Raw genomic sequence first — 25016 nt, 5'->3', positions numbered from 1 at the left:
GGTTTCGAAGTTGATTGCAGCTAGGCGGTGATCTGGGCCTGGCCGGGGGCAGTTTCAGAGCTGCTGCCGGGAAGGCCGGAACCCTTCGAACGCCGGGTCAAGTACGCCATTGCACATGCTGCGGCAATCACGGCCACCGCGATGAAGCGGTAGCTGGTGTCAGGCAGGAAAAGCACGAAGCCTGCAACGGCCAGCACCACCCGCAACACCACCGGCAATTTGGTTTCGACGACCAGCAGCCAGCCGCTGAAGGAGCAGGCAATTGCGGCCACAGCTACGATGCTGAACAGCGTGGAAACGAGGATCTCGGAGGGCCCGGCTTGGGCTACCAGGGCGGGATTCAGAGCGAAGCCGAAGGGCACGACATACTTCACCGCACCCAACCGCATCGCCTCGACGCAGGTCCCCATCGGTGAAGCCTTGGAGATTCCAGCCGCAGCGAAGGCTGCGAGTCCTACCGGTGGGGTGATATAGGAAACCGAGGCCCAATAGATAACGAACAGGTGCGCCGCAATCGGGTCCACGCCCAGCGCGGTGAGTGCCGGAGCCATCACGATGGCCAGGAAGACGTAGGCCGCGGAGATGGTCAGACCCATACCCAGCACGAAGCAGGCGATCGCACCGGCAATCAGGATCAGGATCACGCTTTCGCCCACCAAGGCGATCAGGTCGCGGGACAGCGACAAGGCGACGCCCGTGGCGGACAGCCCGCCGAGGATCAGTCCGACACCGGCGATGATGCCGATGATCTGTGCCAGCGTCTTGCCGGCGTCGAGTATCATGTCGCGGAATTCGACAGCACCGAACTTCAGCTGCGGCTTGGCTATGGCAATTACCAGCAGCAGCCCGACTACCCAGAAGGGAACCTGGGATTCGGAGCCGGCAAAGAAGAGCATCACGGTCAGCAGGCCCAGGGCCGCAATGTAGGGCCATCCCGAGATCAGCGAGGTAATGAACCGGGGAAGCAGTTCCTTACGGGTGCCCTTCAGCCCGTGCATGGCGGCGTAGCCGTCCACCTGCAGGAAGATGCCCAGGTAGTAGAGGAAGGCAGGGATGGCTGCCGCGACGATGATCTGGGTGTAAGGAACTCCTACGAAGGAGACCATCAGGAAGGCCGCGGTGCCCATGATCGGGGGAGTGATCGAACCGCCTGCCGAGGCTGTGGCTTCAACCGCGCCGGCTGTCTTGCGGCTGAACCCGGACTTGATCATCGCTGGAATAGTCATTGGGCCGGTGGTCAGGACGTTGGAGACGGCCGAACCGCTCATCATGCCCATGGCGGCCGAGCTCGTGATCGCAACTTTGGCCGAGCCGCCGCGATAGCGGCCGAACAGCGAGAGCGAGAGGTCGTGGAAGAAATCCGCACCTCCGGTATGCTGCAGTACCACTCCGAAGAGCAGGAAACCGACCAGCACGGATCCGGCGGTCTGGAGGGGCAGGCCGAGGATCGACTCGGAACCCATGGCGTGCAGTTGGGCGAGTGTGTTGATGTCGTAGGTGATGCCCTGCAGGAATCCGATGGGCAGCTCGCCGGCGACCAGCGGGTAGAGGGAGACCACCAGGGCCAGAGCCGCGACGATCCAGCCGGCAGTGCGGCGCAGCACCTCGACGATCAGTGCCCAGAAAATGTAGCTGATCACGGTCGCGCTGGCTGGCGAGACGAAGGCCCAGCCGAACTCGGCGATATCAACACCGTGGAAGGCGAAGAAACCAGCGCAGCCCATGAATGCCAGGAGGAACAGCACGTCATACCAAGGCACCCCGGGGCGCTCGCCGCCGGTGGCTTTGCGCAGTGGCTGGACGATGAACACGATCGGTACGAAACATGCGGTGAGCATGTAGAGGAAGGCATTGGTCAGCACCGCCATGTTGAACAGGTTCCAGAAAAAGACCTGATTCATGGTCACCAGGATTCCGGCGATGGTCAACGCGATGATGACTGATTTCCAGAAGGTAGTCAGCCGGTGATTATGTTCCTCAGATTCGACAGCTGCGGCAGTCAGTGACTGGGGGAGGGAGCTGGAATTAGTGGAGGGAAGACTAGCGGATACAACGCTCACGGGGACTCTCCTTAGTCCGAGGTACTGGCGGAATCGGTGGGGACATCATTGACTGCGGGCAACTTGGGGAAGTTCTGCTTCTTCCACTTGCGCCAGCGTTCCGCGATGTCCGGTTCCCCGGAGTACTTTGACCAAAAATCGGGCCAGGCCTGGGCCAGGAGCTGCTCGCGCTCCAGCAGGGCTTGGTTGCGTTTTTCCAGATCCGCAGTCCACCGGCCAGCCTGCTTGAAGAAGGCCACGCTGCCTTCATGCATGGGGATGACCATGGGGGTGAGCATGACCTCATCCGCGCCGAACTTGTGGGCATCTGGAGTCGCGTCCTTGAACTTGTCGTAGTGCTTGTCCATGCTCGCCAGCAGGGTCTGGACTTCTTGAGCCGGACGATCAGCCAAGGTCACCAAGGGCAGCGAGTATTGCAGGTTGACCGCGCTTTCCCCTGGCTTCATGCCGGCGCCATCGGTGAAGGAACCGGGGATCATCATCGGGGAGAGGTCTTCCCAGGTGGCGTATTTGCTTGGATCGTTGCCGCCCAAATCCATCCAGCGGATGGGGTACTGGGAGGCCAATTCCGAGACGTTGGCGCCAACCACATTCTGGTACATGGTGTCGATTTGCCCGGTCTTGATCGCTTCAATCTGCTCGCTGTAAGCGACATCTACAAGGATCACATCGTCAGTGGTCAGACCGCCATAATTGAGGATTCCTTCAAGCTTTCGGTTCATCGAGGTCGAGGCCACCAGCCGTGGGAATCGCTTGCCCGCCAAATCTTCAACCTTCTTGATCCCCGAATCTTTGCGGACCAGAATGCCGTAGTTGCCAGGGGGTGACATGACTAGGCGCAACGGTTGGGGACCCCAGACTTCAGAGGCGTATTCGTCGTCGCCCTCAAAGGCGTAGTAGTACTCGTCACCGGTGCGTGAGTAGTGGGCGGTGCCGTTGATCAGCGGGGCGAGGCGGCCAATGCCGGTATCGCTAGTCATCAAACGGACCTGCATCCCGACTTGCTGGGTCAAGGTGTTGGCGATGGCAGCTACGTCGTTGTAGGTGCCAGTGCCCACCCCGTAGGTTGACCAGACGGTCTGGTGAGGCAGCCCGGGTACTGCGACCGCGGAGCGGGCGCAAGCCGACAAAGCGCCCAGGGCGGCAGTGGCGGACAACCCGGTTAAGAATGATCTGCGGGTGAAAGCTCGTGGCATTGGATCTCCGATGCAAGAATTCGACGCCGATCATGGGGAACCGGCCTTCGCTGTACTCTCATTGATGCATAAAAAATGTGATCCAATCCACCTTTTCCGTTCATTGTTGTTCTATTAGCAACAATGACGCTTACCTGCGGAAAGGATCTCGGGAACATTCGAGAACGCAAAAAGCCGCTGGCCGTGAAACGATAAACATTTCACGGCCAGCGGCCATTGGTGCTCTAGCCCAGCAGTGCTGGGATTAGTGCCAGCTGTCTACCAGACAGGAAGCTCAGGAATCGGCCCGTCGGCCTCGATATGCCGGGCCTGGCCGCGGGCCAGCCATTCGATCAGGCCTTCGCGGTCCGAGCGCACCTTCAACGCGCCATCGCCGATGACCCATTCGTCGCCTTCTTCGGTCACCAGCGTCATGCCCGGGGCGTTCTTCACGCGCATGGTCCGCACTGCGGCTTCGACGGCGTTCTCCTGGGAATCCGGGTCGGCTTCCTCGATGGTCCAGGCAGTATCCAAGTCGTGGTGGTGGATGACCACCTCGGCGATGCGCAGCGCCACGATGGAGGTCGCCGGAATGATCTTTCCGTGCAGATCCACCTCTTCGACAGCCAAATCGCCGCTGAGCCGTTCGCACTGCTCGGCGAAGTAGGCGGCAGCGTCCTGGAACTTCTTGACCAGTTCCTCGCGCGGCAGGGCCGCCAGCTCATTGATCTCCGCATCGCGGGCCTCACGCGAGGCATAGAGCTCCTGCGGTTCTCCGCTGGTGGCCCAATCGATGAGCTTGACCAGGCTCCGGCCGTTGGAGGCCAGATGCGCGATGACATGCGCACGGCTCCAGCCTTCGCACAGCGAGGCGGCAGCCATTTCTTCGGTGGACAGGGTCTCGATCGTGGCCGACATCATCGCGGTTTCGCGGCTGAGTCGTGACAGGTCCGAGTGCAGGCGGGCAGTGTTGATCATGAAGTCACCCTACCAACGCGGGCGCTGAAGCCGCACTGGTTACGACATAGATACTGAATGCGACTCGATTCATATGCGCACTGTTTGGGCACCAGCTGCTCGGGCAATTCTGATCTGGAAAAACACGCGTCCGGTATCCTTCTCCAGCAACCGGCAGCCACGTAGCCTTGGGAGTATAGGGCAAACGACCAGGAAAGCAGTCCAATGGCGAAGAAAAAGAAGAAGCAGAAGCCCAAGCAGGGGCATCCGGCACGCCTGGAAGCGGGCGTCGTCTCCATGGACCGAGTGAAGGTCGGGCGAGGCCTGGACGCGCTCACCGGGCAGTTCGTGCAGTGGGCCGCCAAATACCGGGATGATCCCGAAATGACGATGATGCTCCTTGCCACGGTGCGTGAAACCTTGGGCATCTATGCCGAAGTTGTCGGCCTGGACAAGGTGACCGATTTCGACCCGCCAAAACTGCTTGCAGTGCTCAGTTCAATGCTTGAATTCGAAGAAGCCGAAGATCCCGAAGCCGCTTCCAGCGGACTGGGAACCATGATCTTCATGGCTTGGTCGGACTACGCAGAGTTCTTGCGCGATTCAGGCCTGTGGGAGCGCGAAGACGAAAGCCTGGAGTGGTTCCTGGAGGCACTGGAAGCCCATGATCCATTCGGCGACGAAGACGACTTCGGCGACAACGATGAAATTGACGAGATCATGGCATCCGATGAAGCTTCGCAGGCTGCCCTGGCAGAGATTGCGGCCATGCCGATCAGCAAGCTGGCCCGTGCTGCCTTGCCTTGGGTCCTTGGCGAAGGCAAGAAGCTGTGGGGCAGCATGCCGGTCGGCGAATTCTTGGAAACTGCTGCAACAGCGCTCGCCGATCACATGCCTGCGGGCGTCGATGAATCGCGCCGGCCCGTGGTGTTGGGGGTAGTGCTCACAGCGATGGAATCAGTCAATGCCATCAAGTTGCCCGACAAGGGCAAGCCTGAACGCGGTCTGATGCACGAAGACATCATGCAGCATGAGGATGCCGACGCCTTCGAAGCGAACTTCTACTTCATCCAGGCCTGCATGGATTTGTTCATGGACAAGCCTGAAAGCATGGACGAAGCCAGCATCCAGGCCTGGGGGCTGGCCGCCTTCTGGATCGTCGGGGGAATCGACGGCACCCCGCATCGCGTGGATGCCCCGCGCGATGACCAGTTCTCGCCGGAGGTCTGGGAAACTGCGCACGTGCGCCTGCGCGAACTGGTCTCGCTGGGCTTGCTCGAAGAGGGCGAAACCTACTCTGTGCCCGCGATTGTCCGGCTTGCGATTACCGACGTTGAGAATGACCTGCTCGATGACGGAGATGAATTCCACGATGCGGAGCTCGACTCGTTGTTCGGACCGGAGAGCGACGAGCCGAAACGCCTGAAGCGCGAGGAGCCCTACACCGGCAAGGTGCTGCAGCTGAAGCTGACCCTCAAGGAGGCCAAACCGCCGATCTGGCGACGTGTGCTCGTGCCGATGGACCTGAAACTCGGCGACCTGCACGACATCATCCAGGCGAGCTTCGACTGGTACGACGGGCACCTGCACATCTTCTACGAGGGCGGTTTCGGCGGAACCTCATATGGTCCAGAGATTGACGACATGGACTACGAGAAGAATGAAGCGGAAACCCTGGTTTCTTCATTGCTGAAGAAGGAAAAAGACCGCCTGGATTACATGTACGACTTCGGTGACGGCTGGGAAATCCGCATTGACGTCGAGAAGGTCCTGGATGCTGCTGATGGCCAGCTGCCACGTTGCACCGGAGGCCGGCGCATGGCCCCGTTGGAGGACAGCGGCGGGGTCGGCGGCTGGGAAGCCAAGCTGGAAATTCTCGAAGACCCGACGGACCCGGAATACGAGGAAGTCAAAGAGTGGCTCTCCGGCTTCGGCGGCGACGAGGAAGACGAAGTTGATCCGGCGTATTTCAGCAAGGAAGACATCAACGCCCACCTGGAGCTCGAGTTCTAGGACTTGCCGGGGCACGCCAAATCGCCCTGCTCGATTCAATTGCATGAATCGGGCAGGGCGGTTTTCCTGGTGCGAGTAGCTCCAAGAGCTTTCCTCGGTGATCTCCTCAAACGTGTAGTAGTTTTCGTCCACGAGCATGCCGTCGGTGCCGTACTCGATGTCCCAGTCGCCCGGTGCGCGGGCGTAGAAGGTCACCATGTGGTCGTTGATGTGCCGGCACACGGTGTCCAGGACCTCGACCTCCACCATCAATTTCATTGTCGCTGGAGCGTCGTTGCCTGAGGAGCCTGTGCTATGCGCGGCCGCCTGGAGGGCCCATGATCAGCATGACGGTGAAGATCAGTGCGACGATCACGACGGCGGTCACGGCAGTCAGAACTGGGCGGCCAACCATCCAGCGGAACAGCGTGTCGATCCACTTGTCATCGTCGGGGTGGTCGCTCTTGGTGGTGCGCCATTCGCCTTCCAGCCGTCCCTGTTTTTCCAGGCGGCGTTCATAAGGAATGGTCAGGTAGGGGACCACCGAGGTGGCCGCGGCCAGTACGATGGATCGCTTGCTCCAGCGCTGGTTGATGCCGACCAGCACGCCGGTGGCGACATAGGAGAGGAAGACGAAACCGTGCACGAATCCGGCGATGGAAACCGGCCAGTCGCCCACCTTCACGACATACTTCAGGATCATGGCGATGATCAGCAGCGTCCAGGTGACTGCTTCGGCCCTGGCAACGATGCGGAATAGGGTGCGTGGTGACATTGCTCGATTTCTGTCCCTCGGAATTGCGAATTAACCGGTTCTCAATTCAGAACCCATCCGAGTCTAGCGGTCATGCCTGTGCGCGTCATTTGAACGTGGGGCAGGCCTTGATCTAAGCCAGAGGCGATAAGAAGCCAACCCGCCAGCAACGGAATATCCGTCGGACGAGATGCCCGTGGCAGTCCGGCTCGGCAATTCGCCCACGCGCTGGCGTTGCGTTCTCGATGGCATGGGTGAACGAGGCATCCGGATGTAGTTCATTGTCGAGATTTGCGTGTTGCGGTACTCGTGGCAGCTCAGCCGAATGATCGCTGCCGTGCCTGCCGGGCTAGTCATGAAAACGCCACGGAGGCCGGGCTGCAAAGTTGCAGTCCGGCCTCCGTGGTGTCAATAAGCAGGGGCGCTTGTCGAACTAGCTGCTTGCGCAGCCGGTCCTAGATTTCCGGGCGGCCGTCCAGCGCGGCCCCATGCGGAGTCGCACCGCCTTCATCGGTCCAGTCCTGGCCAACTTCGTCATTCAATGCAGGGTCGGAAATGCTATCGGGCTCTTCGGCTTCTGCCTTGTTCAGCAGTGCTTCAGGGTTGTTCTCGGTCATGAATCCATCCCTTTCGTTGGTTGGATTGCCAACCTAGCAAGGATCAGCGGACTTCAAAACCTGAATGGCTCCATTTCCAGCAAGCCTTGAGCAATCCAACAGTGCGCGCCAACCGGCTTCACGGCCAGAACCTATTCCTCACGCTATGCGCTGCACGAATACGACGGAGTCTTCCAAGGTTGCAGGATTGCCGTCCGGTGCCATGATGCTGCGTTCGCGGATCTCTGCGCACAGCACCTCCCACTGCTCAGGGTCCAGCTCCAGGGCCGCCAGTTCCTCTTCCGGGCTGGGGAACGCGGGCATCGGGTGATCGGGCTTGCCGGCGAAGGAAGGCATGGAGGCGTGGGACAGTGCCAGCAGATGGCCGCCCGATGCGACCAGCGTTGCCGCCTTGCGCAGGAAGTCGGCGCGGGGGAATTCGAAAGGTGCCTGGAAGAAGCTCAAGGTCACCAGATCAAAGGTCTCCCCGGTATTCCACGCGGCCAGATCCGAGGCAATGAAGCGGGCCTGTCCCGCATCCAGGCCAAGCTTGGCGGCTTCTTCCGCGGCGCGTTTCACGGCGGTGGGCGAGATATCCACACCGGTAGCCTTCCAGCCATTGGCTACCAGCCACAGCACGTCGCCGCCCTCGCCGCAGCCGATGTCCAACGATGTGCCGGCGTCCAGCGGGGCAACCAATTCCTCGATGACCTGGTTGACCCTGCCTGACCAGATCCGCTCGGATTGGCCGTAGTGGTTTTCCCAGAAGGCGACGCCGTCGAGTTGCGTGGTGTGGTGTTCGTGGTGGTGGCTCATCCTTGGTGTTCCCCATTCGTCAGTAAGGCCGTTATTGAAGACCTTACTGACGATGGGCCCCGTACGCGATCAGTTTTGCGCCAGAGGCAAGAACTATTGTTTCTACCTTGCACTGACCTTGCCGAAGAGGCGGGCAATGGAGGCTAGGATCATTAGCCTGCAGGCCAGCCACGCACCGGCGATCACGAGCAGCGAGAGCGCGAAGTAGAGCAGCCCGGCCCAGTTATCCGCGTACGCGGCGGGATCGGTGGACCCCTGGGCCGCATACATGTGGTTCAGGTTGCGCAGCGCCCCGGTGGAGAACACCAGGATCACGTGCACCAGGATGAACAGCACGAAGTACAGCATGGTGGGGAAGTGCAGGGCTCGGGCCACCTCAATCGGGTACTTCTTGGCCAGTGCTGGCATGTTCTTGGGCCAGAATGCGCTCATCCGGTAACCGGTGATCGCCGCTACCGGAGCGGCAATGAACACGGTGGTGAAGTAGGCCAGCTGCTGCAGCGAGTTGTAGTTCACCCAGCCGTTTTCGGTAGGCCAATCCAGCGTCAGGTATTGCAAGGCCGCCGAGATCGCATTCGGGAAGACCTCCCACGATGTCGGGACAATGCGCATCCAGTGGCCTGTGGCGAACAGCAGCACGAGGAACACCAAGCCATTGACCAGCCACAGCAGGTCAAGGCCCTGGTGCAGCCAGAGGTTGATGCTCACCTTCGGGCTGCGCTTCGACGACCAATAGGCAGGCGGCTTCTTTTGATGCCTGACCAGCATGCCCGAGCGGATGATCAGGACCATGAGGAAGAAGTTGAAGAAGTGGTTCCATGCCAGCCAGCCGGGGAAGCCGATGGGTGCTGATTCCGGCAGATGGTATTCGCCCGGGTAGCGTTCCATGAAGGACTCGACCCCATCGATTCCGGCAATGCCGCGGGCAATGAGCACCACGGCAGTGGCCAGGCCCAATGCGGCGAACGCGCCGACGATTCCAGCGAGCACCCACTGCTTGTTGGTCAGCGGACCATGCTTGACCGCTTCCTTCTTGCTCTTTGCCGAGGCCTGGGGCTTCGGGGTGATTGCAGGTTTTGCGGAAGATGCCTTTTCTGCCGCCACTGCTGGCGCCGCCGGAGCCGCAGATTGCTGCATGCCCATGCGGGTACGCGCAGGGGCTGCTGGCGTTTCATCTGCCGTGGCCGAGGGAGCGGCCTTCGCACTGGATGCCTGGGCAACCGGTTCTGCCGGTGCTGGTTCGGCCTTCGCCGGTGCGGCCTGGGCGTCTTCAGCAACGGGAGCTGGCGCAACCGGAGCGGCAACAGCAACGTTTTCTGGGACGCTGGCTGCAGGTTCCGCAGGTTCCGCAGTTGCTGCCGGGGCCGCTGCGGCTACGGGTGCAGCCACGAATGAACTTGGCGGCCAGGCTTCTGCACCAGCGGTCCGCGGAAGTCCGCGGCGAACTGCCGGTGCATCTGCACTGGAATTCGCCGCGACCGGTGCCGCATTCGCCGGGGGAACTGGTTCGCTGGCTGCCGGCGCCGCTTCAACCGGTGATGTCTTCGCCGGTTCAGCGACCGGAGTGGTTGCCGGCTCGGAAGCTGGCACAGCCGCCGACACCTGCTGCGTTGCGGCAGCCGGAGCGCTCGCGGCAACAGGAATTCCTGCAGGAGGCCATGGCTCGCCGCCGGCAACTCGTGGCAGGCCCCGGCGCAGCGATCCAGCTACCGGTACTTGGCCGGCAACAGTCTGCGCGGACGCAGCGCTGGCCGCGGCAACAGCAGGTGTTTCGGCAGGCGTTGGTTCGGCGGGAGCAGGTGAGCTGACGGGCTGTTCGAGAACGGGCTCGGCAACTGGCTCAGCCTTCGTGGGCTCCGCAACGGTTGCGTCAGCGATGGCTACCACGGAAGCGAACAGCTCGGCCGGGGGCCAGGGCTCGCCTCCGGCCACGCGGGGCAAGCCCTGCCGGATGGATTGCTCAGATGCAGTCATGGCAATTACGCCTTGCGTGCTTCAAGCGCGGAAATCAACTGCGGAACGACCTTGAAGACATCGCCGACCACACCGAAGTCGGCGATCTCGAAGATCGGCGCATCGGCGTCCTTGTTGATGGCAACGATGGTCTTGGCAGTCTGCATGCCTGCCTTATGCTGGATGGCTCCTGAGATGCCCAGCGCGACATACAGCTGGGGCGAGACCGCAACACCGGTCTGGCCTACCTGCGCGGCATGCTCGACGTAGCCGGCATCCACCGCGGCGCGCGAAGCGCCCACGGCTGCCCCCAGGGCATCGGCCAGCTGGTGCACCAGATCGAACTGCTCTGCACTGCCCAGGCCGCGACCGCCGGAAACCACGCGAGCCGCGGAACGCAGCTCGGGACGGGTCGATGCCGTTTCGGCAGTTTCCAGTTCCTTGACCTCGATCTCCGGCTTGCCGCTTGCGGCGACCTCCAGTGCGGTGGCGCTCGCCGGCTGGGCTTGGGCGCGCTCTTCGATGCTGCCCACGCGCACGGTAATCACCGGAGCGCCGAAGGTCGGGGCACTGTGGGTCGAGTACGCGCCGCCGTAGATCGAGTGGGCTGCGATGATTCCCTGGTCATCGCGCGAAACGCCGAGGGCATCCACGCTGAGCGCCAAGCGGTTGCGCACCGCGAAGCGTGCTGCCACCTCGCGCGAGGTCAGGGTATGCCCCAGGATCACCGCTTGCGGCTGGACTACGGCGAAGGCCTGCTGCAGCGCGTCAGCCATCGGCGCGGTCAGCACCGGCGACTCGACAACTGCGGTGAGCACCTGCGCGGCACCAGCCTGGCTGGCTTGTTCCGCCAGGGTTTCAACGGATCCTGCCGGGGCGGTCACCAAGGCGACCGGGGTGCCCACGGTGGAGGCTGCACCGAGCAGCTCCGCGTGGTTCTTGGCCAGCGTTCCGGCAGTGGTGGTCTCGAGGAAAACGAGAATTGAATCAGCAGCAAAATCAGTCATGGTTCTCTTTCCGCTCACACCAGGTTGTTCTTGACGAGGAATTCGGCCAAGGCGTTGCCGGCTTCGCCGTCATCGGTCACGATGGTCCCAGCGGTGCGCGGCGGGCGCTGGGCCACCGAAACCATGATGGAACGCGCGGTATCGGCAGGCAGCGCCTCGACGCCCAAGTCCGCCAGGGACAAGGATTCGATCGGCTTCTTCTTGGCTGCCATGATGCCCTTGAAATTCGGGAAGCGGGCATCGGGCAATGCTTCGGTGATCGAAGCGACCGCCGGCAGCGGAGCGCTGACTTTGGCCGCGGCTCCATCGAGCTCGCGCAAGCCGCTGATCGCGCCGTCGGCAATGTCCACCGAGGACAGGGACGTCGCCGCTGGAAGATCAAGCAGCTCGGCCAGCATCACCGGGAGCATGCCGGCCGAACCGTCGGTGGACATGTTGCCGGTGAGGATCAGGTCGTAATTGCCCCGGCGCAAAGCCGCCGCAAGCACCTGCGCGGTGAGCACCAGATCGGCTCCGAGCAGCTCTTCATCGTTGATGTGCACGGCGTCGGCGGCGCCCATGGCCAAGGCCTTGCGCAAGGTGGCCTGGACCGATTCCGGACCCATGGTCAGCACGGTGATATCGGTTCCAGGATTCGCGTCAGCGTGCTTCAACGCGACTTCCAAGGTCCGTTCGCCGATTTCATCGAGCACCACTTCTGAAGCGGCGCGATCAGCCAGGCCGGTCTCCAGATCCAGCAGGCGGTCTTCTCCGGTATCCGGGACTTCTTTGATCAGAACCGCGATCTTCATCATTTTCTCCTCTTATCGCAGCAGTTTCCGCCCGAACCTCCGAGTGCCGGAAGCCATCCATGATTCCGAGTTCCACGGACCTAGGCCATGCTCGCCGCCGAAACTACTAGGAAATCCAAGTTCATTAATGGACCCCGTCGCAGATATCCTGCAGAACTCGAAGTATTGTGTCGTAGGCTACATTCGTCTCTGCTGTTTATCTTGTCTGATCAAGCGCCAATGGTCAATGAAAGTGGACAAGAAAACAGCAAGTGAGCATGTTGAAGGACAAATGGTCTACAGATCGGCGGGGTATCCGAACGCGTTTCTGAGCAGGTGAGCCGCATCGCGCTTTTCGCCCGGTTCCGGGTGGGCACCGTAGGCTTTAACCAGAGACCAATTTCGGAATTAAAGGACGGCTCATGGCCAGCAAGAAGCGTCAAGGCAAGAAGAATTCGGGCGCAGGAAATCCTGCCAAGGCGGCAGTTCGCGGCCGCAGCGTGTTCAAGATCCAAGCTGAAGCGCAGGTCGACGCGCTTCGCGGCGACTACACGGCTTGGGTCGCGGAGCAGGTCCCTGTGTTCACTGCCGAACAGGCGTCACAGGCAGCGGGCATGCAGTCGGACCTCATCGGCCAGATCGCCGGCGAGTACGCCGACAACGCCCGCAGCTCCAACCTGTTCGACATGGACGTCGATGTCTTCGGCGAGACCCTGGCCATGCACCTTGGCAACCTGCCGGAATCATTGGCGCCAGAACCGATCTTCACCACCTGGCTGGAGTACTTCAACTTCGTCGATGACCGCAAGCTCTGGCAGGGTCCAGAGGAAAACCTCGAAGCCCTGCGCGAGATGCTGGAAGACACCCTCAACGGCTTCGCCGAAGGTGATGCGGAACTGTGCGAATTGCTGCGCGGAACCAAGCTGTTCACCCAGGTCAAGGCCTATGCAGAGGCGCTGGCCGAGGGCGTGGACATGGAAGACTTCTCCGCAGAGGCGCAAGCCCCGCGCGCCAAGGTGCTCAACGCCGTTGGCCTGGATGCTGAAACCTTCGACCCTAGCGGTCCAGCGCCACTGGCTTTCAATTACATCTGGAGTGCCGGGCGCATGTCAGTCGTGGAGTCCGACGGCTCGGTGCTGCGCACCGACCCGGACGCCTACGACCTGCTGGTGGCCGGCGAGGAAGCGGGCAGCGCGCAGTTGCTCTTCGAGATGGCTGTCGGCTGTGTCCAGGCGCACCTGAACCCGACCTTCGATGTCACCCTGCGCGATGAAGCCCATTACCTGGTGCTGCGCAACCTGCTGGTCACCGCATCCACCGGACGCGAAGGGGACCTGGAAGGCCTGCGCCGCAACTGCGGCCCGAAGATTTACGATGAGGTGCTGCCAGAAGCTCGGACGGCCATGGATTCCTTGGCCGACTACGGCCTGATTTCCAAGGATGGCGAGCACTACAGCATCGACGAGCGCCTGGTTCCGGTCATCTCTGCCGGCATCACCGAGGTCGAGGTCTTCTTCGAAGAAGCCGAATAAAGCAGTACAGCAAGGCAGCTCAAGGCACCCGCAGCGCTATGGCCCTGCGGGTGCCGAGCAAGGCAAGAAGGAATGCTCTAGTTGCAGATAGGCGGACCTGCCGTGGCCAGGACGAGCGAAAGGCCCACGAGGTGGCTCGCAGCAGTCAGCGGAATCCTCTTCGCGGTGTTGCTGATGATCGTTGATCCCTTGATCGCCGGAGCTGCCTGGTGGGCTGAGCCCGACCTCTGGTTCCCCTTGGCCTTCCCGATGCTTCCTTGGCTTGCCATTGCCGCCGTCATGGCATGGCTGGGCAGCGCCAGCGACCGTTGGCTGCATGCGCTGTTGCTGAGCCTCGTTTCCTTGGCGGCCGGTGTGATTCCGGGCTTTTTCTGGACGCTTCTGCTCTTTGATGCCTTCCCCGAATCCGCCAGCCCGCAGCTGCCGATGACCGTCTCGCTCATCGCCGGCGCAGCAGTGATTGTGATGGGGGCAGTCGCAGGTTCCTGCGTCGCCCTCAGGCGCTTGAGCAAAGCTCGACTGGCCAGATAGCGCCACATCGGCCCGCTATTGCGCCTGGTCGTCCTGCCGCGAGGCGGCAATGCCGATCAGCTTGCGCAGCACGTCCAGGTTGATATCCTCCAGCTTCTTCACGTACACGCAGCCGGCTCCTTCGGTGTACTTGCCCAGCTGCGGCAGCAGCTCGGCCCCTTCGGGCAGATCCTTCAGGCCATAGAGCGACAGCTGGGCCTTGCGCGGCGAGAAGCCAGTCTTGGGCCAGATGCCGGTGGTGCGCGCATTGGCAGGGGAGATATAGGTATAGCTTCCGTAGCCGATCATGCTCGGGCCCCACATCACCGGCTCCTCGCCGGTGGCTTCGCGGAAGATGCGGTCCAGCTCATGGCCGTCAATCCGGCGCTTGTCCGGGGTTGCCGCCTCGATGAACTCCTCAACGCTGGCGTCAGTTGGAAGGGTCTTCTGACTTGTTGGCAAGTGATGCCTCCTCGGGTGCAGCAGGCGATTCTGCCTGGAAAATTGCCGACAGCTTGCGATACTGGCCGGTGCCCATGGCCAGCAGCGCCACCACAATCATGATCAGCCCACCGGCCAGGAAGATCAAGGCGATGCCACGCGCCTCGCCTTGCCCCACCAGCCAGCCGAACTGGGCATCGCCCTCGGGCGAACGCATGAACGGGATGACCAGGTACTGGGCTATTGGCGCGATCAGGAAGGCGGTAATCGGGGCCGCCGCAGCTTCGAGCATCTGGGCGAAGCCGAATACCCGGCCCTGGCGGCGGAAGGCGACCACCTTCTGGATCACCGTTTGCTCCGAGGCTTCCACCGCGGGAATCAGCATCATGTAGAACCAGATGCCCAGCACATACAGCCAGGTCCACTCGCGGATGGTGAAGATCGCGCCGAGGAATCCCATGACGGCCACCAGCAGGAGCATGGTGCGGATCGGGTTGGCACCCAAGCCGAACTTGGCGATGGCCAGGCCTCCGACGATGAAGCCGGTGGACGCCAGCCCGAAGGCGATGCCCCAGGCCTCGACCGGCATGATGGTCAGCCCGTAGGGGTCCATCAGCGCCATATAGGTGCCGCCGATGAAGTTGTTGAACATCGAGAAGATGATCAGGGCGAACAGTCCAGGAATGGCCATGACCGTGGTGAAGCCCAGGCGCAGGTCGCTGGTCTTGGTGCGCCCCTCCTCCTTTTCCGGCTCCTCCTCCGGGATGGAGATGCCCAGCAGGTGCAGCATCGTGATCACCACCAGCATGATGGCGATGGCCAGCGTCCACCCCATCCCCAGCAGCCCGATGGACAGCCCTGAGAACACGCTGGTGACGATGAAGGCGATGCCCTGCACCGTGCCCACCAGCCCGTTGGCATTTGCGTGGCGCTCGACCGGGATCAGCAGGGTGACGGTCGTGGACAGGGCGATGCCGCGCATCTGCTCGACGATCGCGCCGAACAGGATGACCAGGCAGAAGATCCAGAACTGCCACCCGCCGATGTCCAGGATGTCTTCGGTGGGCAGCACGAGGTAGATCAGCCCGGCCAGGCTGAAGGCCACCGCGGTGATGAGCGCGGAGAAGACGAAGACCGATTTCTTGCGGTGGTTGTCCACGATGGTCCCGAAAACCATGGAGAACAGGGAGATCAGCAGCATGAACGCGCCGCCGATGATGCCGGTGGCCATGACGTTCTCGGTTTCCAGGTACACCCAGAAGGTCAACGCGAACCACAGGTAGCTGGTGGTGAGGTTCGCAACGGCGGTATTCACCAGAATGTGCATGAATGAGCGCTGGCCCTGCGGCGGAACCTCGGGGTTGCCGCTGCCGGCCAGCGGATGATCCGTGGGTCCTTCATCGCGCATGGGGAGCCTGCTTTGCAAAAAGTGGGCTGGTGCTCGTATCAAAGAATACGCCGATGCATTGATAGGCAACAGGTGTTGACTCAGACGATCGAAAACATAGTAGTCAGATGCCTAGCCCAAGCCTAGGCATAGCCCTAGTGTGACCGCCCGCACTTTCTGCCAAGGTTGAATCCATGCAAACCGGCTGCAGCGGTTTTCCCCTTTTGACGAGCATTGAATGGACGGAGCACACCACGCCATGACCGAGACCCTGAACGAGGTATCCAGCCTGCTGGATAACGCCCTGGTTGACAGCCCGGAAACCGGAGAGTTCCGCGCCAATCGAAATATCTTCACCGACAAAGAGATCTTCGAGCTGGAAATGAAGCACATCTGGGAAGGCAACTGGGTATACCTGGCCCACGAATCCCAGATCCCGAACATCGGCGACTACTACACCACCAACATCGGCCGCCAGCCCATCATCATCTCGCGCAACAAGCAGGGCGAACTCAACGCCCTGATCAACGCCTGCAGCCACCGCGGAGCCATGCTCTGCCGCCGCAAGACCGATAACCGCACCACCTTCACCTGCCCCTTCCACGGCTGGACCTTCAACAACTCGGGCAAGCTGCTCAAGGTCAAGGACTCGCGCGGCGCCGGCTATCCGGAGCAGTTCAACAAGGACGGCTCCCACGATCTGACCAAGGTCGCCCGCTTCGAGAACTACCGCGGCTTCCTCTTCGGTTCGCTCAACGCCGATGTCAAGCCGCTTCAAGAGCACCTGGGCGAGGCCACCAAGATCATCGACATGATGGTCGACCAGTCCGAGCAGGGGCTGGAAGTGCTGCGCGGCGCCTCGACCTACACCTATGACGGCAACTGGAAGCTGCAGGCGGAAAACGGCGCCGACGGCTACCACGTCTCGGCCACCCACTGGAACTATGCAGCCACCCAGGCCCGCCGCGCCAACGGCGAATCCTCGAATGACACCAAGACCATGGATGCCGGCGGCTGGGACAAGCAGAAGGGCGGCTACTACTCCTTCGAGCACGGCCACCTGTTGCTGTGGACCGAATGGCTGGACCCTGCCAACCGCCCGCTGGCCGAGAAGCGTGACGAGCTGGTCGCCAAGTTCGGCGAAGCCAAGGCCGACTGGATGATCGGCATCTCGCGCAACCTGTGCCTGTACCCGAACGTGTACCTGATGGACCAGTTCGGCTCGCAGATCCGCGTCTTCCGCCCGATCTCCGTGGACAAGACCGAGGTGACCATCTACTGCTTCGCCCCGGTGGGCGAATCGGATACCGCGCGCGCCGCCCGCATCCGCCAGTACGAGGACTTCTTCAACGCCTCGGGCATGGCCACCCCGGATGACCTGGAAGAATTCCGCTCCTGCCAGAAGACCTACCTGGCCACCGCGGCCCAGTGGAACGACCTCTCGCGCGGCCAGGCCCACCAGATCACCGGTCCGGATGAGAACGCCGACAAGGTGGGGCTGAAGCCCATCTCCTCCGGCGCCCGCACCGAAGACGAGGGCCTGTACCCGATCCAGCACGGCTACTGGCTGCAGACCATGCGCCAGGCCGTGGACAACGAACGCGCAGAACAGAACTAAGGCCGAAGGGGCAAACAGATGAGCACCATTGCACTGACCGAGGCGCCGACGTCCAACGGCGCAATCACCACCGCGGACATCGCGCAGTTCCTCTACCAGGAAGCCCGCTTCCTCGACGACCGCGACTTCGACCGCTGGCTGGACTGCTACCACCCGGAAGCCACCTTCTGGATGCCGGCCTGGGCCGACGACGAGCAGCTGACCGAGGACCCGCAGCGCGAGATCTCGCTGATCTACTACGCGAACCGCGGCGGCTTGGAAGACCGCGTCTTCCGCATCAAGACCGACCGCTCCTCGGCCACCTCGCTGCCTGAGCCGCGCACCGGCCACAACATCACCAACGTGGAGATCCTGGCGGTCGACGGGGACAAGGTGGATATCCGGTTCAACTGGTTCACCCTGTACTACCGCTACCAGAATGTGGACACCTACTTCGGCACCTCGTTCTACACCATCGACTACTCCGGCACCGCACCGGTGATCACCGCGAAGAAGGTCGTGCTGAAGAACGACTACATCCACCACGTGGTGGACATCTACCACATCTAAAGCGACACCTCCGTGGGCGGCGGGGCCAGTGCAGGCCCCGCCAGCTCACCCATCCCCGAAATTTGTGAAATGAGCATGCCATGTCCCATCAGGTAGCACTCGCCTTCGAAGACGGAATCACCCGCTTCATCAAGGTCGGCTCGAACGAAACCGTCGCCGACGCCTCCTACAAAGCCCGCATCAACATCCCGCTGGACTGCCGCGACGGCGCCTGCGGCACCTGCAAGGCCTTCTGCGAGTCGGGCACCTACGACGGCGGCGACTACATCGAAGAAGCCCTGACCGACGACGAAGCAGATGCCGGCTACTGCCTGCCTTGCCAGATGGTCCCCGAATCCGACCTCGTGCTGCAGATCCCGACTACCTCGGATGTCGCCAAGACCTCGGCCTCCTCCTTCGAGTCCACGCTGACTGAGATCCGCCGCATCTCCGAGACCACCTACGCCTTCAGCCTGAAGGTGGACAACCGCGAAGAGCTGTCTTTCCTGCCGGGCCAGTACGTGAACATCGAGGTGCCCGGCTCCGGCGGGCAGACCCGCTCCTATTCCTTCAGCTCCGGCCCTGACGTCGAGATCGTCTCCTTCCTGATCCGCATCACCGACGGCGGGCTGATGTCCACCTACATGCGCGATACCGCCAAGGTGGGCGACCGCATCACCTTCACCGGCCCGATGGGCAGCTTCTTCCTGCGCGAACCCAAGCGCCAGTCGCTGCTGCTGGCCGGCGGCACCGGCCTGGCCCCGCTGCTGGCCATCCTGGAGAAGCTGGCCGGCATGGACAACCCGCACCCGGTGCACCTGATCTACGGCGTGAACACCGACATCGACCTGGTGGAGCTGGACGTGCTGCAGGACTGCACCCAGCGCATCGAGGGCTTCAGCTTCGACACCGTGGTGGGTGACCCGGACAGCGCCTCCGAGAAGAAGGGCTACGTCACCAACCACTTCGAGCCGCATCACCTGGCCGAGGGTGACGTGGACATCTATCTGTGCGGCCCGCCGCCCATGGTGGAAGGCGTGCGCCGCCACCTGGAAGCCGAGGGCATCAAGCCGCAGAACTTCTACTACGAGAAGTTCGCGCTGGCAGTCGTGCCCGAGGCGGAGGCCGAGCCGGCCGCACCAGCCGCAGCAGAAGCACCGGCAACGCCAGCAGCTGCCGCCGAGCCAGCAGCCCAGGGCTACGAGATTGGCGAGGAGCATGCCAGCTTCGAAGCGCAGTTCGATGCCCGCATGGCACTGGAACTGGCCGTCGTCGAGCTGACCATGGGCAAGCTGGCCGAAGGCCAGCTGGGCGAATTCAAGGTCCTGGCCGAACTGGCCGGCAAGACCCTGGACGGCGAGAAGTTCGTCAACGCCGAGGAATTCACCGTCACCAATGACGCTTTCCACGAGTTCCTGTTCAAGGCCGTCGGCAACGAGCACCTGCTGCAGGCCTACCGCCGCTTGGACGTTCCGGCGCTGATGGCCGCCGTGCTGCGCCAGGAGCACTGGATCGACGGAGCCGTGGACGCTGACCACTTGGAAATCGTCGCGGCCTTCGAAAAGCAGGACATCGCCGCCGCTCGCGCGGCGATCACCGCGCACAACCAGCACGCCAAGGCCACCATGGCCGCCGCCTCCAAGGCAGCTGCCCAGTGAGCGCCACGCAGAGTCCGGTGAACCAGACCGAGGCCGCCGGGCTGCCCGAATCCTTCCACCCGGGCCGCTTCGCCGGCAAGGTTGTCATGGTCACCGGTTCCGCCCAGGGCATCGGCTGGTCCGTGGCCCGGCGCATCGCCGCCGAGGGCGGGGAACTGGTGCTCGTGGACCGCGCGCCGCTGATCCACGAGGTCGCCGAGGGCCTGCGCGCCCACGGCGCCACCGCGCTGAGCGTGACCGCAGACCTGGAAACCTTCCAGGGGGCGCTGGCCGCGGTCACCGCCGCCAAGGACCAGTTCGGCCGCGTCGATGTGCTGGTCAACAACGTCGGCGGGACCATCTGGGCCAAGCCCTACGAGCACTACGCGCCGGAAGAGATCGAGAAGGAAATCCAGCGCTCGCTCTTCCCGACCCTGTGGATGTGCCGCGCGGTCTTCGAGCTCATGGTCGAAGCCGGGCGGGGCACTATCGTGAACGTCTCCTCGGTCGCCACCCGCGGCATGAACCGCGTCCCGTACGCGGCAGCCAAGGGCGGGGTCAAGGCCATCACCTCGGCGCTGGCCATGGAAGGCGCGGCGAAGAACATCCGCGTAGTCGCCACCGCCCCCGGCGGCACCGAAGCCCCGGAACGCGTTGTCAAGCGCGGCCCGGCTCCGAGTGGCGAGCAGGAAAAGGCCTGGTACCAGGCCATCGTGGACCAGACCGTGGATTCCAGCTTGTTCAAGCGCTACGGCACCCTGGACGAGCAGTCCGCGCCGATCGTGTTCCTCGCCTCCGACGAAGCCTCCTACATCACCGGCTCCACCCTCGCGGTGGCCGGAGGGGACCTCGGCTAGCGAAAAGCGCCACAGCGGCAACGCATCATCAGCAGGCAAACGGCTCGTCTTCACGGCCCGTTTGCCGCATCAGCACCATCAGCACCATCCCGGCCGTGCACTTTTCGCCGGGCACGTATTTTCCGGGGAACAACGAGGTTTCCCGGTCACCGCGAACGAACGGAAAAACACGTGAACACCAGCACCATTTCCCGCAGCAACGCCGCCAGCACCGTGCGCTGGGTGGTGGCCATCGCCGCCATCTCGCTGATCTTCGACGGCTACGACCTGGTGGTCTTCGGAACCATCGTCTCCACGCTGCTGTCCGACCCCAGCCAGCTCGGCCAGCTCGATGAGGCCACCGCCGGCCTGCTGGGCAGCTACGCGCTGCTGGGCGTGATGGTCGGCGCGCTGGCCACCGGCGCGATCGGCGACTACATCGGCCGGCGCAAGACCATGATCACCGGCATCATCTGGTTTTCCGTCGGCATGGGCCTGACCGCGCTGGCGGCCGACACCCTGTGGTTCGGCATCCTGCGTTTCGCCACCGGCATGGGCGTGGGCGCGCTCGTCGCCACCGCCGGCGCGGTGGTGGCCGAATTCGCGCCGAAGCACCGCCGCAACTACTACAACGCGATCGTCTACTCCGGTGTGCCGGCCGGTGGCGTGCTCGCCTCGCTGCTGGCTATGGTGCTCAGCGAGGCGATCGGCTGGCGCGGGCTGTTCCTCATTGGCGCGCTGCCGTTGCTGTTCCTGCTGCCGATGGCCTGGTCCAAGCTGCCCGAATCCCCGCAATGGCTGCTTTCCCGCGGCCGCGTGGACGAAGCCCGCGCACTGGCGGCACGCACCGGCATGCAGCTGGAACTTCCAAACGATGCCGAGGCCGGGCAGGTCAAGGCCGAACGGGCAGGCTTCGCCGCACTGGCCACCAAGCGCTACGCGCTGCCCACCGCGCTGCTGGGCATGATGAGCTTCGCCGGCCTGCTGCTGACCTACGGGTTGAACACCTGGATGCCGGAAATCATGCAGCAGGCAGGCTACGGCAAGTCCCACTCGCTGCTGTTCCTGCTGGTGCTGAACCTCGCGGCGGTCTTCGGCGGGCTGCTGGCCTCGGTGGCCGCCGACCGCGTCGGCCCCAAGCAAGTTGTGGCGCTGACCTTCTTCCTGGCCGCGCTGGCAATGGTGCTGATGACGCTCAAGCTCCCGCTGGTGCTGCTGCTGGCCCTGGTGGCGGCGGCCGGGGTGGGAACCATCGGCACCCAGGTGCTGATCTACGGTTTTGTGTCGAACTACTACCACAGCGCTGCCCGCGGGGCCGGGGTGGCCTGGTGCGCCGGATTCGGGCGGCTGGGCGGAATTTTCGGGCCGCTGCTCGGCGGACTGCTGCTCTCGGCCGGGGTTTCCCCGGGCACCGCGTTCTATGTGTTCGCCGCAGTTGCTATCGTTGGAACGCTGGTCACCGCCTGCGTCCCGCTTACCCGTTCGGCCGCGCCGCGCAGCACGCAAAAAGTGCTGGCTGGTGCCGGAACAGGGGAGTAGCGGCACATCGGAACGCAACGCAGCAACGCAGAAAGGCTGGTGAACGCCATGCTCAGCGCCCAGCAGGCCCAGGATGCGCTCGCCGACCTTTCCCGCGAAGTCCAGCAACGCGGCAGCATGCTTGCCGTGCTCAAGGGGCCGCGGGGCAGCGGGAAGAGCACCATCATCAAGACGCTGCTGACCCGTGTGGCCGGCCAAGCGGTGCAGCTGGTGACGGCCTCGCGCTGGGAGACCGCCCAGCCTGGGGCCGCCTTGGCCCCGTTGCTGCAGCGCAGCCATGCAGGCTCGGCCGGGGCGCTGGGCGAAGCGCTGCTTCAGCACCTGCGCAGGGATGCGCAGCACCCGCGGGTGCTGGTGCTGGAAAACGCGCAGTGGGTCGATGACCTCAGCTTCCAGGCGCTGCACTATGCGTGGCGCCGATTGCGCAATGAACCGGTGCTCATCGTGCTGGTGATGCGCGAGCAGAACCTTGCACGGCTGTCACCGGAAACCCGCGAATTCCTGGCCGACAGCCAACTGAAGATCCTCCAGCTGGAAGTTCCCAGTTCCGCGCATGCCCGCGAGATCGTCTGCGCCCGAACGGGGATCGACCTGCCGCCCACGGCCGCCGAGCAGCTGGTGCACTACACCCAGGGCAACCTGCAAGCGGTCATCGAGCTGGCCCAGGAAAATCCGGAGCAGAGCTGGGAGCAGTTCGACCGCTGGCCGCCTGCCCCGCGCGCCCTGTCCTTGCACGTCATCGAGCTATTGGATGGGCTGGATCCGCGCGCCCGGGCGCTGGTGGAAGCCGCCGCGGTGCTCGGGGTGCAGGCCAGGATCGACATGATCGCCAAGCTGGTCGGGGAGGACGATCCGCTGGAGCCGATCCAGCAGATTCTCGACTCTTCGCTGGCGCAAGCCCACGGCCACAGCGGCAAGGTTCGGCTCGGATTCGAGAGCGCTCTGGTGCAAATGGCGGTCTACCACCAGATCCCGCTGAGCGCCCGCATCAAGTTGCATGCTAGCGCCGCCGACATTGTCGAAGACCAGGGCGAGCGCTTGGGCCACCGGGCTGATGCGAGCATCCTGCCTGACGGCAACCTGTCGCTGGAACTGCGGGACTACGCACGGGCGCAGGGACAGCGGGGCGAGTGGTCGTCGGCCGCCACCGCATTCTTCCGTGCCATGCATTTGTCCCCGGAGCCGATGCGCCGCGACTCCCTGCTGCTCAACGCGGTGGATGCCATAGTTGCCGCGGGCGAGCTGCCGCGCGCGCAAACCTTCGCGCACCAGTTGGCGAGCTTGGAAAGCAGCCCGGAGCGGGACGTGCTTTCCGGATACATTTCCATTCTGCAAGGCAGGGCCAACACCGCGCGGCGCTGGCTGTCGAGCGCCTGGCAGAACGCGGTGCAGGAGCAGGACCACGATGTGATGGCAGTGATCGCGCAACGCCAAGTCCTTGATTCGCTGTGCCGTCTAAAGGGGCAGAAGATCATTGACTGGGCTGAGCAATCGCTTCGCCTGGCCCAGGTCGGCAGCCCGCTGGCCATCGAGAATGCGGCCATCCAAGGGCTTGGCCTGGCAATGATGGGCCGCGCCGAAGAAGGCGAGCAACTCCTGATGGACCTGCTGGCCACCCTTCCGGCAGGAGCCCAGCGCCAGCGTGCGGAAATGTCGCTGGGCTGGGTCTACCTCGCGACCGATCGCGTGGAGCTTGCCCGGCACGAGCTTTCTGCGGCCAGCTCCACGGACTTCAGCGATGGATCGCTGCGCATCTCGTTGTGGGCCAAGGCCTGGTCGGCTCGCGCTGAGTTCCTCATGGGCGACTGGGACCAAGCACTGGAGACGGTTCGATCCGCGCAAGCCCTGCAGGAACGTTCTGAAATCCAGGTCCTGCGTCCGCTGATCCAACTGACCGCGGCGCAGATCCACGCGTTGCGCGGCAATTGGGAGCAGGCTGATCTGCACCTTCGCAAGTCATGGGCTCGTACCGGCAGCTATGCCATCATGGAAATGCCTTACCGGATGGCGCGGGCCGAGATCGCCCGGGCGCAGGCAAACCATGAAGAAGTCGTGCGTACGCTGGAGCCCCTGCTTCGGCTGGACCGCACCCAGGGCATAGACCAGCCGGGCTTCTGGACCTGGCAAGATACATATGCCTTGGCGCTCATACGTTGCGAACGCCTTGAGGAGGCAGAAGCTTTCATTCAGCCGTTGCTGGAGAGCGCTGTCGCTTCAGGCCACCAAACCGGGGCTGCCCGCTTCTTGAGCGTGCAAGGCGCCTTGCTGGCAGCTCGCGGCGATATCGACGGCGCCCGCCTTGTTTTTGAAGATGCCATCCGCCGTTTGGAGGGCGTCGGTTCGGTTTACCACCGGGCGAAAATTGATTTCTACTACGGGCAATGCCTGCGCCGCGCCGGCAAGCGGGCCGAATGCGTGGCTCCGCTGACTCGCGCGCTGGCGCTTTTCACGCACTGCGATGCAACCGTGTACATTGACCGTTGCACGCGTGAGCTTCAGGCAAGCGGTACCGGGATGCTGCGCAAGGAAAGCGCCGACTGGTCGACGCTGACCGCTCAGGAACAAGCCGTGGCCAAGCTGGTGTGCGAAGGCGCAAGCAACCGACGTGTAGCTGAAGAACTGTATATCGGTACCAAAACAGTGCAGTACCACCTGACCAAGATCTACACGAAGCTGTCGGTCTCCAACCGTACAGAGCTTGCTGCTTTGGCACGCTTTGGCCAAGAAGAATAGTGCTTCTTGACTGATAAAAATTTTCATTCACGAACGACAGCCGAGCCATCCGCAGTGCGGCTCGTCCTGCGTGCAGTGACTGAAAATTTTTTCATTCAAGTCGTATCGCTTGAATGGGAGGAAGACGGGACTTGATGCAGGCGGCAGCCAGCTGAGCAACGCGAATCATCGCGGT

At 62.9% G+C, this 25016-nt stretch carries 20 protein-coding genes; 9 read left to right on the top strand and 11 right to left on the bottom strand.

Annotated features, from left to right (window positions below):
* Window positions 1-20 precede the first annotated feature (20 nt).
* The 3 genes from ACR9WD_RS15930 to ACR9WD_RS15920 all read right to left on the bottom strand — a co-directional run bounded on the left by ACR9WD_RS15930 (window position 21) and on the right by ACR9WD_RS15920 (window position 4213).
* A complete protein-coding gene (locus tag ACR9WD_RS15930; protein WP_244213526.1) occupies window positions 21-2060 on the bottom strand; it encodes a TRAP transporter permease in 2040 nt (679 codons plus the stop codon).
* Window positions 2061-2071: 11 nt separating this feature from the next.
* Window positions 2072-3256 carry a TAXI family TRAP transporter solute-binding subunit gene (locus tag ACR9WD_RS15925; RefSeq protein ID WP_434922415.1) on the bottom strand — a complete coding sequence of 395 codons (1185 nt, stop codon included), beginning with the start codon at window positions 3254-3256 and terminating at the stop codon, window positions 2072-2074.
* Between the two features lie 258 nt (window positions 3257-3514).
* Entirely contained in the window at window positions 3515-4213 is a 699-nt protein-coding gene (locus tag ACR9WD_RS15920) for a maleylpyruvate isomerase family mycothiol-dependent enzyme (RefSeq protein WP_038992870.1), read from the bottom strand.
* Window positions 4214-4417: 204 nt separating this feature from the next.
* Here ACR9WD_RS15920 and ACR9WD_RS15915 point away from each other — a divergent pair, with 204 nt between their 5' ends.
* A complete protein-coding gene (locus tag ACR9WD_RS15915; RefSeq protein ID WP_434922414.1) occupies window positions 4418-6205 on the top strand; it encodes a plasmid pRiA4b ORF-3 family protein in 1788 nt (595 codons plus the stop codon).
* 292 nt (window positions 6206-6497) lie between these two features.
* Here ACR9WD_RS15915 and ACR9WD_RS15910 read toward each other — a convergent pair whose 3' ends face one another.
* From ACR9WD_RS15910 to ACR9WD_RS15885, 6 genes are all read right to left on the bottom strand, one after another.
* The gene (locus ACR9WD_RS15910) at window positions 6498-6959 is read right to left on the bottom strand and encodes a DUF3817 domain-containing protein (RefSeq protein ID WP_038992873.1); all 462 of its coding nucleotides are present in this window, start codon (window positions 6957-6959) and stop codon (window positions 6498-6500) included.
* A gap of 434 nt (window positions 6960-7393) precedes the next feature.
* Window positions 7394-7555, bottom strand: coding sequence for a hypothetical protein (locus ACR9WD_RS15905; RefSeq protein ID WP_434922413.1), 162 nt, complete (start codon window positions 7553-7555; stop codon window positions 7394-7396).
* A gap of 138 nt (window positions 7556-7693) precedes the next feature.
* Window positions 7694-8350 (bottom strand): class I SAM-dependent methyltransferase, encoded by a 657-nt coding sequence (locus ACR9WD_RS15900; RefSeq protein ID WP_434922412.1) that lies wholly within the window; start codon window positions 8348-8350, stop codon window positions 7694-7696.
* A 102-nt stretch (window positions 8351-8452) separates the two neighbouring features.
* On the bottom strand, window positions 8453-10324 hold the full coding sequence (locus ACR9WD_RS15895; protein ID WP_434922411.1) for a cytochrome b/b6 domain-containing protein: 1872 nt from the start codon (window positions 10322-10324) through the stop codon (window positions 8453-8455).
* A 5-nt stretch (window positions 10325-10329) separates the two neighbouring features.
* Window positions 10330-11310, bottom strand: coding sequence for an electron transfer flavoprotein subunit alpha/FixB family protein (locus ACR9WD_RS15890; protein WP_038992877.1), 981 nt, complete (start codon window positions 11308-11310; stop codon window positions 10330-10332).
* A 14-nt stretch (window positions 11311-11324) separates the two neighbouring features.
* Window positions 11325-12101: an electron transfer flavoprotein subunit beta/FixA family protein gene (locus ACR9WD_RS15885; protein ID WP_038992878.1), complete on the bottom strand. Its 777-nt coding sequence runs from the start codon at window positions 12099-12101 to the stop codon at window positions 11325-11327.
* Window positions 12102-12502: 401 nt separating this feature from the next.
* On the opposite strand from ACR9WD_RS15885, the gene ACR9WD_RS15880 reads away from it, so the two are divergent.
* Together ACR9WD_RS15880 and ACR9WD_RS15875 are read left to right on the top strand one after the other, a co-directional pair.
* Window positions 12503-13612 carry a hypothetical protein gene (locus ACR9WD_RS15880; protein WP_434922410.1) on the top strand — a complete coding sequence of 370 codons (1110 nt, stop codon included), beginning with the start codon at window positions 12503-12505 and terminating at the stop codon, window positions 13610-13612.
* Between the two features lie 102 nt (window positions 13613-13714).
* Complete coding sequence (locus ACR9WD_RS15875) at window positions 13715-14143, top strand: hypothetical protein (protein WP_190264237.1); 429 nt, start codon at window positions 13715-13717, stop codon at window positions 14141-14143.
* Window positions 14144-14158: 15 nt separating this feature from the next.
* Here the strand turns inward: ACR9WD_RS15875 and ACR9WD_RS15870 are convergent, their stop codons facing one another.
* Window positions 14159-14584, bottom strand: a complete 426-nt coding sequence (locus ACR9WD_RS15870) for a DUF1801 domain-containing protein (protein WP_073707117.1) — start codon at window positions 14582-14584, stop codon at window positions 14159-14161.
* Window positions 14553-15971 carry an MFS transporter gene (locus tag ACR9WD_RS15865; RefSeq protein ID WP_038992883.1) on the bottom strand — a complete coding sequence of 473 codons (1419 nt, stop codon included), beginning with the start codon at window positions 15969-15971 and terminating at the stop codon, window positions 14553-14555. The genes ACR9WD_RS15870 and ACR9WD_RS15865 overlap by 32 nt, the downstream gene beginning before the upstream one ends.
* Window positions 15972-16209: 238 nt before the next feature.
* Here ACR9WD_RS15865 and benA point away from each other — a divergent pair, with 238 nt between their 5' ends.
* From benA to ACR9WD_RS15835, 6 genes are all read left to right on the top strand, one after another.
* On the top strand, window positions 16210-17568 hold the full coding sequence (benA, locus tag ACR9WD_RS15860) for a benzoate 1,2-dioxygenase large subunit (RefSeq protein ID WP_149597567.1): 1359 nt from the start codon (window positions 16210-16212) through the stop codon (window positions 17566-17568).
* A gap of 18 nt (window positions 17569-17586) precedes the next feature.
* Window positions 17587-18117, top strand: a complete 531-nt coding sequence (benB, locus tag ACR9WD_RS15855) for a benzoate 1,2-dioxygenase small subunit (RefSeq protein WP_121867645.1) — start codon at window positions 17587-17589, stop codon at window positions 18115-18117.
* A gap of 80 nt (window positions 18118-18197) precedes the next feature.
* Window positions 18198-19754, top strand: coding sequence for a benzoate 1,2-dioxygenase electron transfer component BenC (gene benC / locus ACR9WD_RS15850; RefSeq protein ID WP_434922409.1), 1557 nt, complete (start codon window positions 18198-18200; stop codon window positions 19752-19754).
* Window positions 19751-20590, top strand: coding sequence for a 1,6-dihydroxycyclohexa-2,4-diene-1-carboxylate dehydrogenase (locus ACR9WD_RS15845; protein ID WP_121867643.1), 840 nt, complete (start codon window positions 19751-19753; stop codon window positions 20588-20590). Before benC ends, ACR9WD_RS15845 begins: the two co-directional genes overlap by 4 nt.
* Before the next feature lie 171 nt (window positions 20591-20761).
* A complete protein-coding gene (locus ACR9WD_RS15840) occupies window positions 20762-22108 on the top strand; it encodes an MFS transporter (RefSeq protein ID WP_434922408.1) in 1347 nt (448 codons plus the stop codon).
* A gap of 48 nt (window positions 22109-22156) precedes the next feature.
* Entirely contained in the window at window positions 22157-24841 is a 2685-nt protein-coding gene (locus ACR9WD_RS15835) for a LuxR C-terminal-related transcriptional regulator (RefSeq protein ID WP_434923220.1), read from the top strand.
* Window positions 24842-25016: the final 175 nt, after the last annotated feature.

Source organism: Glutamicibacter sp. PAEs-4 (assembly GCF_051161755.1).
In the GTDB taxonomy this organism is placed as follows: domain Bacteria; phylum Actinomycetota; class Actinomycetes; order Actinomycetales; family Micrococcaceae; genus Glutamicibacter; species Glutamicibacter nicotianae.
Note: the sequence above shows the minus strand (reverse complement) of the source record. Positions and strands in the feature narration are given on the sequence as shown.